We start from the raw sequence: 12,159 nt of genomic DNA on the forward strand, positions 1-12,159 counted from the left end.
AATCCACGAGGAGGGGCGATGAACGAACTCTGGGTGATCGTGCCCGCCTACAACGAGGAACACGGCATCACCGCCACGTTGACCGCCCTGGCCGGGCAGCAGGACCGCGACTTCACGCTGCTGGTGGTGGACAACAACTCCACCGACGCCACCGCCAAGGTGGTGCGTGAATTCGCCGACGCCCGGCCGGATATGCGCGTCGAGGTGATCGGTGAGCCGTGCAAGGGCACCGGCGCGGCCGCCGACACCGGCATGCGACACGCCATCGCGGCCGGTGCGATCCGCTTGGCCCGCACCGATGCCGACTGCCTGCCCGCGCCCGACTGGACCGCGCGGGTGCGCGCCGGGTTCGACGACGGACTGCGATTGATCAGCGGACAGCTCATCCCGCGCACCGACGAAGGGGTGCGACCGCGAGACCGCATCATCATCCGGGTCGCGCTCGAGGTGGCGTCGTTCTTCGGGAAGTTCCGGCCCGGCAACAAGGATCCGCGCTATCTCGGCCCGTACGTCATGACGCCCGGCTGCAATATGGCCATCACCGCCGAACTGTACGAAGCCGCGGGCGGATTCCCGCGCACGGCCATCGAGGACCTGCACGAGGATCGGGCCCTGGTGAACGCGGTGCGCATGCTCACCACCGACTACGGGCTGCGCCGCGACGTGCGGGTGTACGGCTCCAACCGGCGCGTGCGAGCCTGGGGTGTGCGCAAGACCCTCGCCTGGTACGCCGACCACCGGTACAAACCGGAGTTGGTGGACATCCGTTGACCGCCGGTGGCAGATCCGAGAACAGTTCGCCCGGTGAGGATTTCACCGCCCTCCTACGGGAACAGGTACTCCGCACCCCGGACGGGCCCGCACTGGGCATGATCGGCGAACCGCCACTGAGCTTCGCGGAGCTCGACGCCCGCATCCGGCTGGTGGTGAAACGCCTGCACAGCAGGGGATTCCAACCCGGCGACCGGATGCTGTTCTCCATTCGGCCCTGCGTCGACGCGGTGGTGCTGGTGCTGGGGACCGTCGCGGCGGGCGGCACCATCGTGTTCGTGGATCCGGGTGTCGGTCCCGAATTGTTCGCGCGGCGACTGGAATTGGTGCAACCGCGCTGGGCGGCGACCGAATCGCTGCTGTATCTGCTGAGCGGGCCGCTGCGCCGCTACGGGCGACGGCTGGGGCTCTCGCTACCGGAGTTCGGAAAACTGCCGGTGCGCCACATTCACAGTGGGCCACGGCTACCCGGCACGCCGCGCGGCTCGATCCCGCTGCGGCAGCTGATCGGCTCCGAACCCGGCTGGTCCGGGCAGGCGAACAGTTCGACCGTCGATGCCCCGGTGGAGGATCCCGAGGCCGAGGCGCTCATCGTCTTCACCTCCGGCACCACCGCCGACCCGAAAGCCGTGGTGCACACCCGGGGTTCGCTGGGCGCGGGCCTGGCCGCCCTGGCCGGGCACACCACCCTCATGCCGGGCTCGCACCTGCACACCGAGCAACTGATGATGGGGCTGCCCGCCGTGCTCGAGGGGGCGCGCTGGTCCATGCCGCGCTATCCGCGCTTCGGCACCCACATCGATCCGCTCGGATTCGCCCGCACCCTCGACACGGCCACGCATGCCTTCTTCACCCCCGCCGATCTCGCGGTGGTGCTCGACGCCATCGAGACCGGACAGCTGACCGCGCCGAAGGGGGTCGAGGAGATTTCGCTGGGTGGCGCACCGGTCACCACCGCGCTGCTGCGGCGGGCGCGCGCCGCGCTGCCCGACACCGAATTCCTCGCCATCTACGGGATGACCGAAATCCTGCCGGTGGCAGTCGTTTCCGGCACCGAGAAGCTGGAGTTCGCGGGGCCCGGCGATCTGCTCGGATACCCGGCCGAGGGTGTCGACGCGCGGCTGGCCGACGACGGGGAACTCATTCTCTCCGGACCCAACCTGTGCCGCGGCTACCTCGGCGAAGCGCCGCTGAAGGAGGTCGCCACCGGCGATCTCGCCCGCTTCGAGGGCGGGGAGCTGGTGCTCATGGGTCGCAAGAAGGACATGATGATCCGCGGCAAGACCAATATCTATCCGGGACTGTACGAACCGGCCATCACCGCGATCGAGGGGGTGCGGCAGGCGATCATGGTCGGCATTCCCGATGAGATCGGGGATGAGCGGATCGTGCTGGCGGTGGTGGCGGATCCGGGTACGGATGATCTCGCGGGGCGGCTGGAGAGTGAATTGCCCTCGCTCATCGATACTTCCGCGCTGCCGGACGAGATCGTGCTGGTCGGGGAGATCCCGGTGAGCGGTCGCACCAGTAAGCCCGATCGGGCCGCGCTACGTGTCCTGCTGCGGGACCGCTGAGGGTTGCGGTCGCTCCCTTAGTTCGGTGAGGACCGCATCGGCGAATTCGTCCGTCTGCCGTGCGGACAGCATGTCCTCGACGTAGCAGAAGGTGATGTGCATTTCGTCGTGGGCGGTGGCGACGGCGACGGTCAGCACGCTCACGCACGAATTCGAGGCCGCCACCAGCAGGCCGGACAATCGCAATCCGGCTGTTTCGCTGGGGAATTCGACGCGGCCCAGATTGGTGACCGATACATTCCAGGGCGCGCGTCGATCCAGCGCGCTCGCGATCCGAGCCCCGGCGCGCGCCGAGCGCGGCGTCGCGAATCGCATGCCCGCGACCGTCGACAAATGTCTGCGCTGCCGGATACCCATGTCCAATTGGCGTTTCAGCCCGCGGGCCGCGTCCCACAGCGAGACGCCCGGTCCGAATGGCGCGTAACCGATCAGGACGGGGGCGTAGACGCCCAGCTCGTCCGGGTCCGGCCGAGGATGCAATTCCGCGCGGAAATCCACCGGGGAACCGATTCCGGCGATGCCCTCCACCACGGCGCCGGAGGCCCGGCCGATCGCGCTCCCCACCGCCGCGGCGAGCACACCGTGCACGGTGACGTCGGCCCGGCGGCAATCAGAAACCAAGTCCGCCAGGGCTTCTCGCTCCAGCACCCGATGCACGATCCGGGTCCGTCGCTGCGGTAGTGCCACCGTCGCCGAGGTCAATCGGATCGGCCCCGCCAGGCGCCCACCGACCACGTCGAACAGATTGGTGGCCACATAGCGCCAGAATCCGCGGGCCGCGCGCGGAATCAGGTCGTCGGCCGGTGGTATCGAATTCCGTTCGGGCACCGGGGTATCGCTGTTCGCGCCCGCATATCCGACCAGCTTGCGCAGCAGCGCCACCAGAGAACGGCCGTCGCCGATGATGTGCGACACCGTCAGTACGAGGTCGTGGAATTCGTGCACGGTGCCCGCGGCCGACACGATATCGACCATTCTGACCAGGCCCTTGCCTAGGTCGATCGGCGTCCGCAATTCGGTGTCGATTTCCCGAACCCATGCCTCGTCGTCCGCACCGACCACCCGGCGCAGGGGAATCGAGGCCGCGTCCAGCAGCGTCAGTTCCGGATTCCGCCCCGCGTCGTCGACTATCCCCATGCGCAGCAGTGGATATTCCGCAAGCAGTGCGACGGCCGCCGCCTCCAGGCGAGCCATCGACACCCGGCCGTGCACGCGCACCCGGGCGACGCAATTGGCCGGGGAGAGCCGGTCGATGATCCAGAACCAGCGCTCCGACGGGCTCAATTTCCGCCCGAATCCGGTTGCTGCCCTAGCCATCCGCTGACGATAACCCGGTCTCGCGAATATCGCCTTGCCAAGCCTGGCGGCCCCGGCGTACGGTCCTGGGCCATGCAGCGCGCACAGTCGACTACGACGCCGGACCACGTCCCGGCGCGCTGATCCCTGTTTCGATCGCAAAGGCCCCGGGCGAATGCCCGGGGCTTTTCCGTGTGGTCATTCGCCCTCGTCCGCGAAGGAGAATCCCCATGCACGACCATCGCAAGCTCGGCCGGGAACTCGGCCTGTTCGATACCGACCCGTTGATCGGCGCGGGGTTGCCGTACTGGCTGCCCGACGGCGCGATCGTGCGGCACAGCCTCGAGGAGTACATCCGTACCGTCGAACGGCGCGCGGGCTATCGGCACGTCTATTCCCCCGTGCTCGGAAAACGGGAGCTCTACGAGATATCCGGCCACTGGTCGCATTACAGCGACGACATGTATCCGCCGATGGATCTCGGCGGTGAGCAGGTGGTGTTGCGGCCCAGCCTGTGCCCGCATCACGCGGTGATCTACCGGTCCCGGTCGCACAGTTATCGGGAACTGCCGCTGCGACTGGCCGAACTGGGCGGCATGTACCGCTCCGAATTGTCTGGTGTGCTGGGCGGTTTGACCCGGGTGCGCTGTATTCAGCTCAATGACGCGCACATCTTCTGCGCCCTGGACCAGGTCGCCGACGAGGCCGCCGCTGCCCTGGAGCTGATCGCGGCCGCGTATCGGGCGATGGGGATCAGCGCGTCGCGCTACCGGCTGTCACTGCCCGGTCCCGGCGGGAAATACGTTGCCGCGCCGGAGAAATGGGAGCGCTCGATCAAGGTGCTGACCGAGGTGCTGGATCGCTCCGGTCTGCCCTATGAATCGGCGGCGGGAGAAGCCGCCTTCTACGGGCCGAAGATCGACGTCCAGGTGATCGACCACGCGGGCCGGGAAGCCACCCTGTCCACCGTTCAGATCGACTTCCATCAGCCCGAGCAGTTCGACCTGCACTACATCGGGGCCGACGGGGCGAAGCATCGCCCGGTCATGGTGCACCGCAGCATTATCGGCAGTGTCGAACGTGCGGTCGCGCAATTGATCGAGGTGCACGGCGGCGCGTTCCCCGCCTGGCTGGCACCGGTGCAGGTGGTGGTGCTGCCGGTCTCGGAGGCCGAGGATGCGGCGGCCGCCGCGCTGGCCGAGGAATGCCTGAACGCCGGGCTCCGCGCCACCGCGATCAGCGCGGAGGCGGGCAGCCTGGGTGCGCGCATTCGGGAAAACCGTTTGGTCCCCTACCAGTTCGTGCTCGGCCCCGCCGAGACCGCGGACGGCGCGGTGGCCGTGCGGCTGCGGGACGGGCGGCGGTTGCCCGCGCAACCCGCCCCGGACGCCGTGGGTCGGGTTCGCGCGCTGGTCGATGCGCACGAGACCCGCTTGTGGTCGGAGTGAGCGTCAGCTCGGCACTCCGCCGTTGAAGTTCGAGACCCGGCCGAGCTCGTCGAAATCGACGCTGCCGTGCACGGTGGGACCCTCGAAGCGCAGCGCGCTGCCATCCGGCGCGAAGCTGACGGTGAGACCGCGCCGGGTCAAGTAACTGTGCACCGCGCGACGGTGATCGGTCAGGTGGATCTCCGACACGCCCTGGGTCAGCACCCGCATCAGGCGCGGCAGCGACGGCTGCGGCAGCTGGAGTTCGGGATGCTCGACCAGGAAGGCCGCGAAGGTGCCGTTACCGGTATTGCCCTGATACGACGTCCAGTGGCCGGAGATCGGCTTGGCCAGCTCCATCATGGTCCAGGACACCTGGTGCGGTTCCACCTCGGAGCCGAACGCGGCGAACGGCACCTCGGGGGAAGCCAATTCGGGGATACCGTGCTGAGCCCCGAACTCCTGCATCGATTTCGCGACCGCGACCACATCGGCCGGGTACCCGGTCGGGTTCGCCCAGGACCACAGCCAGGACTGCGGGCCCGGCGCGGAACTCCCCAGCAGGTGCATTCCGGTGCACACGAGAGTGCGTTCGGCACACCGGAATTCGAAGCGGCGCTCGACGAGATTCACATTCCACGAATGCTCGCCGAGCACCTCCGAGAGATGCATCTGGTGCTCGAACGACAAGAGAGCCGCGTCGTCGAGCACATTGGCCAAAGTCAGGTTTGCGGACACGCCCCCGACTGTAGTCACAGACCGCGCGCGAAGTCCGCCAGCAAAGTCGGTACCGCCGAATCGAATCCGGCAATATCGAGCTCGCCCGCATCGTCCGGATCGGCGATGGTGAAGTTGGTGGCGGTCATCCCGATCACCACCAACTTCGCCTCCGGATTGATCTTGCGGCGGTACTGGGCCAGCGCCTGGTGCGGCTGGATCTGGCCCGCCCACGTCTCGTTGTCTGTTACGACCACGAACACGTCGACCTGCAGCTTGCGCTCCAGCGCGTACAGCATCGGCAGCGCGCAATCCGTACCACCGAACGGCAGTTTGCTGACCGCGCGGATGGCATCGTCCAGTCGCTGACGCGGGCTGATCGACAGCGGCGTGAGGGCGGCATCCCGCCAACCGCCGCCTTCGAGCGACGTGAATCCCACGATCTCGCACTCGGATTCGATCGACGCGGTGACCAGGGCCAGCGCTGCGGACGCCTCGCGAGCGGACAACGGCAGCCCGGAGATCTGCGCCGTCATCGATCCGGAGACGTCCAGCGCGAGCAGGTGCCGCCTACCGGTCGGCTCGACCGCCTCGAATGCCGCGTAGAACGCAGCGTCCAGAGCGTCGACGATCGGACGCGAAGGCTCCCAGGTGCTTTCACCACGCGCAGACTTGCCCGACGCGTAGGTGCGCTGCGCGACAAGCACATTCATCGGGTGCACCCGTGCTTTGCGCAGCCGATCACGATCGGCCAGCTGCTCGGCGACGGCCTTGGTTCGCGCGCCCAGCGGGGACAGCAGTCCCAGCCGGGTCAGCCGCGGCAGCTGACGCATCAGCGCGGTCTGCGGCATCCCGTTGTCCAGCAACGCTTCCCACACGAGCGGGTCGTTGATCCCCTCGTCCGGCAGCATCTCCCAGGACAGCCGGTACTCCCGCACCAGCTCCGGGAGCTGCGCGACCGGCGCGGACTGCGCACGGGTGAACCCCTCGACCAGCCGCAGGCCGTCCAGCGCCGTCTCGCGCCCGCAGATCCAGTCGAACAGGCGACGACGCTCGTCCTGCGCGGTCTCCGGGTGCGACAGACGCAGCACATCCCGATGAGTCCAACCGTCACGCTGACGGTATTTCACGCTCTGATAGGCCAGGTCATCGACGGACTTGTCCAGGTACCAGTTCGCCACCCCGCGACGCAGACCACGACCCCAGCCACGGAACTGCTCGATGTAGCGCGCGAACAGGAACAGGTGCGTCCCGGTGCGCGCCACCAGCGGCAGCGCCTCGAGCGCGGTCCGGCGGCCGTCGACATCACCGAGCGACGCGGCCGCGGCGAGCGCGAAGAGCGCCGGATTCTGCTTGGGCGCACGCCCCGCCGTGGACACGGCGACGATCTCGGCCACCAGGTCCGCGGTGCGATTCTCCGCGAAATCCATTACTACAGCGGCGTTTTCCTTCGTCAGGTCATGTGCGTTCGTGTAGTAGGTTCCCGACTCGGTGCCGAGGGTAAGGAACCGGCGCAGCCGCACTTCCGGCGTCACTTCGAAAGTGAAGCCCCCAGCGCTGTTTCGGACCTGCCGCGCATCAGCCCGTTCGGTCTGCCTGGTGGCGCGGAGGTTGATTTTCGCGAACACATCCATGCTCACCACCTCTTCCTCGTTCGACCCCGAATCCTTTCGGGGCGTGGAGAAGACGGGCATGTGTGTGCCTACCGGGAACCGGACACCGGATGACTCCGGGGCCGGGTAAGGATTTGAACCTTTGAATGCCGTTAACCGATCGGCTCCGGCCCGTCTTCTCGTCACGCGAACACGGGTGAGCGGGCGTGTTGGCACGACCGGGGTTTTGCCAGATGCTCTTCCGGTTGAGCTACGGAGACAATGCCTCCGACGGGAATCGAACCCGCAACCCTCTGATCCGATAACCGACCGCTTCCGGCCCGCTCACTTCGCTGTTCGCTGTACTCGGAGGACTGTACTGAGGCGCAACGGGACCCGGCCACCGAATTAATTCGGTGGCCGGGAACGGACGGGAATTGTCAGCGGCCGCCGACCGGCTGGGGGGCGAGAGGGGTCGCGGAGATCTGGTTCTTGGGTTCGCCTTCCAAGGCGGAGAGGCTCTTCCAGGTGTCCCAGTCGATGGTCCAGTCGTAGATGTCGCCGTCGGCGGCGGAGAGCTGGATGCGGGTGCCGGTGACCTCGACCGGATCGCCGTAGAGGGCGGTCGGGAAGTAGGACTGGGCATCCGCGGTGCTGAGGTTGATGCAGCCGTTGGTGACGTTCGAATTACCCTGCGCGCCCGCGGATTGCGGGTTGGCGTGGATGAATTCGCCGTTGTTGGAGATGCGGACGGCCCAACGCTCGCGCGCGTTCGTGTAGAACGGCGGGTTGGACATGACGAAGTCCTCGTACTTCTCGGTCACCACGTGGATGCCCGAGCGGGTCACATTGCGGTCCTCGTTGCCCTCGCCGTAGCTGCACGCGAAGTCGAACAGGGTCGCGCCGTCGCGGATCACCTGCACACGATGCGAGGGCGCGTAACCGCGCACGATCTGCGAGCGGCCGATCTTGAAGTCGGAGGTGAGGTCGGAGTCGCCGAACAGGCCGCTACCCAGGTCGAGGCCGTAGAGCTTGGCCGCGACGTGCACGGTGGTGGCGGGCTGCCAGTACTCGCGCGGCCGCCAGTGCACCCGGGAACCGCCGTTGTCGTCCTGCAGCCAGGCCCAGGAGCCCTCGGTCGCCGGGGTCGCGGTCACGGTCAGCGCCTTCTCGACCGCGGCCTTGTTCTCGACATGTCCCTTGAACTGCAACATGATCGAGGCCGCGATGCCGACCTCCTGGCCGTCACCGATATTGATGGTGGCCGGGGCGGTCGACTTGGGGCTGACGGTGCTGAACTTGCCGTCGATGGCGACCGGCTTGTTGTCGGTGCCGATCGCGGTGCCCGACCAGGTGTAGGTGACTCCGTAGCCGAGCACTTCATTAACGGTGAACTTGCTGCGAGCGGCATCGAAGGTGCCGGTTACCTGCTTGCCATTGGCGTTCGTCAGCGCTAGCTGGTCGATGCGGCCGCCGGTCACCGACACGGTCACGGCCGCGGTCGGGTTGACGTTCGCGGCGTTGTTGGCGGGTTCCAGCGTGACCTTGGCAGCCGGGGCGGCGGGCTGTTCGGGGCCGCCGCCACCACCCTTACCGGACGACGAGCACGCCGCCACGACACCTGCAGTCGACGCCGCCAGCGCCGCCCAGAGGGCAGCGCGACGGGACAGTCCTCGATTGCTCACTTGCTCGACCCTACCCCCGCAAACCGTGTATCCCGGACGCTGAATTCGTGGCAAATGCCACTCGCTACAGGCTCACACCCACGTTAACGGGTTCGGGTTCCAGGACGATGCCGAAGCGCTCAGCAACCCCGTCGCGAACCGTACGGGCGAGGGTGACCAGATCGGTCGCGGTGGCCGCGCCCCGATTGGTCAGTGCCAGCGTGTGTTTGGTCGACAAACGTGCTGGGGACCCGTCGCCCGGAAAGCCTTTGGCGAAGCCGGCGCGCTCGATGAGCCAGCCCGCGGAGAACTTTACCCCGCCGTCGGCCGGGAACGTGGGGACGGCCACGTCCGCACCCACATGTGATGCGATCGCCGCGCGCACCGCCGCCACCCGCCCGTCCGGAATGACCGGATTGGTGAAGAACGAACCGGCACTCCAGGTGTCATGATCCTCCGGATCCAGCACCATGCCCTTGGAGGCCCGCAAACGCAGCACCTCCGCGCGCACCGCGGCCGCCGGACACGACTCCCCCTCAACAACCCCGAGCGCGTTCGCCAGTTCGCGGTAGCGCAGCGGGGCGCTGGAACCATCGGCGCGCAGGGCGAATTCGACCGCCAACACCACCGCGGCCGCGCTGTGCTTGAGAACCGAAGTGCGATAACCGAATCCGAGCTCCCCGGGCTCGACCCAGCGGATCTCGCCGGTCGCACGGTCCAGCAACCGCACCCGGCGCAGCAAACCCGCCACCTCGACGCCGTACGCGCCGACATTCTGCACCGGCGTCGCGCCCGCGGAACCGGGGATGCCGGAGAGACATTCGAGGCCGCCGAAACCGGCCTCGACCGTGGCGGCGACCACCGCGTCCCAGTTCGCGCCCGCCTCGGCGATCACCGCGTCGCCGGAGATCTCCACCCCGGCGTTGGCGATCCGCACCACCACGCCGTCGAAGCCGTCGTCACCGATGAGCAGGTTCGAGCCGCCCGCGATGAGCAGCACCGGGATTCCGGCCGCGTCCAGTTCCCGCACGGTCGCCACCAGCGCGTCGGTGCTCGCGCACTCGGCCACGGTGGCCGGGCCGCCGACCCGCAGGGTCGTCAGCTCAGCCAGCGGCACGTCGGCGCGCAGGCTCGCACCGGTCGCCGTCAGCCGGTCGGCCAGGTCGTCGAAGGACACCACCCGAGAAGTACGCACAGGCACAGACGGTAGCCTGTCCGACCATGGCGACACCTCTGGCCTTCACCGCGCACTCGACCCACTCCATGGCCGCCGTGCGCGCGGCGTTCGCCGACGAGCAGTACTGGAAGGACCGCATCGAGTCGGTCGGCGGGCCGAACGCCCGCATCGAGAACCTGGTCATCAATGGTGATCAGGTGCGCGTCGAGATGGTGCAGACCATTCCGGCCGAGGAACTGCCCCCGCAGATCACCGCGATCAAGCCGAACGGTCTGGTCATTCCGCGCACCGAGTCCTGGCACGGCAGCGGCGGCACCGTCGAGGCCCAGGTCGAGGGGGCGCCCGCGACCGTGAACGGCACGCTGACCGTGACCGACGACGGCACCGGCTCCACCTTCGTGGTGGACGCGTCCATCGACGTGAAGATCCCGCTCTTCGGCAAGAAGATCGAGGCCGCGATCCAGGAGCACCTCACCGCGCTGCTCGAGCGCGAGGCCGAGTTCACCGACAATTGGCTGAGTTCGCACTGACGAGGGTCGCCCGGCAGTAACCTGAGCGATCGTGGCCCGCCGACTCGACTACTCCGCGCGTTATCCGCTGCACACCACGCAAGAGGTGTACGCGGCGATGATGAACCGTGAGCACTGGGATGCCCGCATCGAGGAATTGCGCAAGCACTCCCCGAACGACATCGTCAGCCTCGACTCCGGCGACGACGGCATCACCGTCGAACTGCGGCATGTGCTCCCCCGCGACCAGCTGCCCGATATGGCCCAGCTGGTCGTGCACAAGGACATGGTGATCACCCGCCGCGAGACCTACGGGCCCTACGGGCCCGAGACGACCGGTGAGTACACCGCCGAAATCCCTGGTAGCCCAGGCACTCTCGGCGGCACCATGCGTTTGTTCCCCACCGACACCGGCTGCACGCTGCGCACCTCCTCGCATGCGCAGGTGCACGTGCCGTTCTTCGGGCGCAAGCTCGAACAGCTCATGCTGGTGAACCTGGTGGACCTGTTCCGCGCCGAGGCCGAGGTGACGAAGAACTGGCTGGATCAGCAACACCCCGTCGGGTAAACAAACCGATCGGGACGATTACCCGAGGCACCACCGGCATCAACAGACTGCGCCGCAGCGACCGGTGGCTCGTCCACGAACCCTTGATTACCAAGCGTTTGCTGGACGCCACCGATCCGCTCGTCGTCGACCTCGGCTACGGGGCGCTGCCGGTCACCACGCTGGAAATGGCAGCCCGGCTGCGCACCGTCCGACCCGATCTGCGCGTGGTCGGCCTCGAAATCGATCCCGAGCGCGTGGTGCCCGGGCGCGACAACGTGGTCTTCGCCCGCGGCGGCTTCGAACTCGCGGGCCTGCGCCCCACCCTGGTCCGCGCCTTCAACGTGCTGCGCCAGTATCCGGAATCCGCCGTCCCCGAAGCCTGGTCGACCATCCAGTCCGGCCTCGCCCCCGACGGCCTCCTCCTCGACGGCACCTGCGACGAACTCGGCCGCCGCTGCGCCTGGGTCCTGCTCGACCGCACCCGCCCGCTGTCGCTCACCCTGGCCTGGGACCCCTTCACCGTCGAGGTCCCCTCCGACATCGCCGAACGCCTCCCCAAGGCCCTCATCCACCGCAACATCCCCGGCGAACCCATCCACACCCTGCTGACGGCCGCCGACCGCGCCTGGGCCGTCGCCGCCCCCCTGGCCCCCTACGGCCCGCGCGTCCGCTGGCGACACGCCGCGAACCTGCTACGCGAACAAGGATTTCCACTCCGCCCGGACCGCCGCCGCCTGCGCGACAACGTGCTGACGGTCCCGTGGTCCGCGGTCGCGCCCCTGCCGTAGGCGGCGCACCAACCCCGTCATCCCAGCGTGCTTTTGGCTGGGATCCACACCCGCAGCGTTGGATTCCGGCCAAAAGCACGCCGGAATGACGGGG

At 67.9% G+C, this 12,159-nt stretch carries 11 protein-coding genes; 6 read left to right on the forward strand and 5 right to left on the reverse strand.

Annotated elements, in window-relative coordinates:
- Positions 1-18: 18 nt before the first annotated feature.
- Entirely contained in the window at positions 19-771 is a 753-nt protein-coding gene (locus tag ACYVN4_RS27380; RefSeq protein WP_460724876.1) for a glycosyltransferase family 2 protein, read from the forward strand.
- Positions 768-2,345, forward strand: a complete 1,578-nt coding sequence (locus ACYVN4_RS27385; protein ID WP_460724877.1) for a class I adenylate-forming enzyme family protein — start codon at positions 768-770, stop codon at positions 2,343-2,345. The genes ACYVN4_RS27380 and ACYVN4_RS27385 overlap by 4 nt, the downstream gene beginning before the upstream one ends.
- Here ACYVN4_RS27385 and ACYVN4_RS27390 read toward each other — a convergent pair.
- Positions 2,319-3,662, reverse strand: coding sequence for a phthiocerol/phthiodiolone dimycocerosyl transferase family protein (locus tag ACYVN4_RS27390; protein ID WP_460724878.1), 1,344 nt, complete (start codon positions 3,660-3,662; stop codon positions 2,319-2,321). The genes ACYVN4_RS27385 and ACYVN4_RS27390 overlap by 27 nt on opposite strands.
- A gap of 209 nt (positions 3,663-3,871) precedes the next feature.
- On the opposite strand from ACYVN4_RS27390, the gene thrS reads away from it, so the two are divergent.
- Entirely contained in the window at positions 3,872-5,089 is a 1,218-nt protein-coding gene (thrS, locus tag ACYVN4_RS27395; RefSeq protein ID WP_460724879.1) for a threonine--tRNA ligase, read from the forward strand.
- 3 nt (positions 5,090-5,092) lie between these two features.
- On the opposite strand, the gene ACYVN4_RS27400 is transcribed toward thrS, so the two are convergent.
- From ACYVN4_RS27400 to ACYVN4_RS27415, 4 genes are all read right to left on the reverse strand, one after another.
- Positions 5,093-5,806, reverse strand: coding sequence for a DUF6882 domain-containing protein (locus tag ACYVN4_RS27400; protein ID WP_460724880.1), 714 nt, complete (start codon positions 5,804-5,806; stop codon positions 5,093-5,095).
- A 14-nt stretch (positions 5,807-5,820) separates the two neighbouring features.
- Positions 5,821-7,419 (reverse strand): TROVE domain-containing protein, encoded by a 1,599-nt coding sequence (locus ACYVN4_RS27405; RefSeq protein ID WP_460724976.1) that lies wholly within the window; start codon positions 7,417-7,419, stop codon positions 5,821-5,823.
- A 398-nt stretch (positions 7,420-7,817) separates the two neighbouring features.
- The gene (locus ACYVN4_RS27410) at positions 7,818-9,062 is read right to left on the reverse strand and encodes a L,D-transpeptidase (protein WP_460724881.1); all 1,245 of its coding nucleotides are present in this window, start codon (positions 9,060-9,062) and stop codon (positions 7,818-7,820) included.
- A 64-nt stretch (positions 9,063-9,126) separates the two neighbouring features.
- Positions 9,127-10,218: a UDP-N-acetylmuramate dehydrogenase gene (locus ACYVN4_RS27415; protein ID WP_460724977.1), complete on the reverse strand. Its 1,092-nt coding sequence runs from the start codon at positions 10,216-10,218 to the stop codon at positions 9,127-9,129.
- A 44-nt stretch (positions 10,219-10,262) separates the two neighbouring features.
- Between ACYVN4_RS27415 and ACYVN4_RS27420 the strand changes: the two genes are divergently transcribed.
- The 3 genes from ACYVN4_RS27420 to ACYVN4_RS27430 are packed head-to-tail and all read left to right on the forward strand — an operon-like array spanning position 10,263 to position 12,065.
- Positions 10,263-10,748, forward strand: a complete 486-nt coding sequence (locus tag ACYVN4_RS27420) for a DUF2505 domain-containing protein (protein ID WP_460724882.1) — start codon at positions 10,263-10,265, stop codon at positions 10,746-10,748.
- A 31-nt stretch (positions 10,749-10,779) separates the two neighbouring features.
- The gene (locus ACYVN4_RS27425) at positions 10,780-11,295 is read left to right on the forward strand and encodes a DUF2505 domain-containing protein (RefSeq protein WP_460724883.1); all 516 of its coding nucleotides are present in this window, start codon (positions 10,780-10,782) and stop codon (positions 11,293-11,295) included.
- Positions 11,265-12,065, forward strand: coding sequence for a class I SAM-dependent methyltransferase (locus ACYVN4_RS27430; protein WP_460724978.1), 801 nt, complete (start codon positions 11,265-11,267; stop codon positions 12,063-12,065). The genes ACYVN4_RS27425 and ACYVN4_RS27430 overlap by 31 nt, the downstream gene beginning before the upstream one ends.
- Positions 12,066-12,159 lie beyond the last annotated feature (94 nt).

The sequence above is a fragment of the Nocardia heshunensis genome (assembly GCF_054782115.1).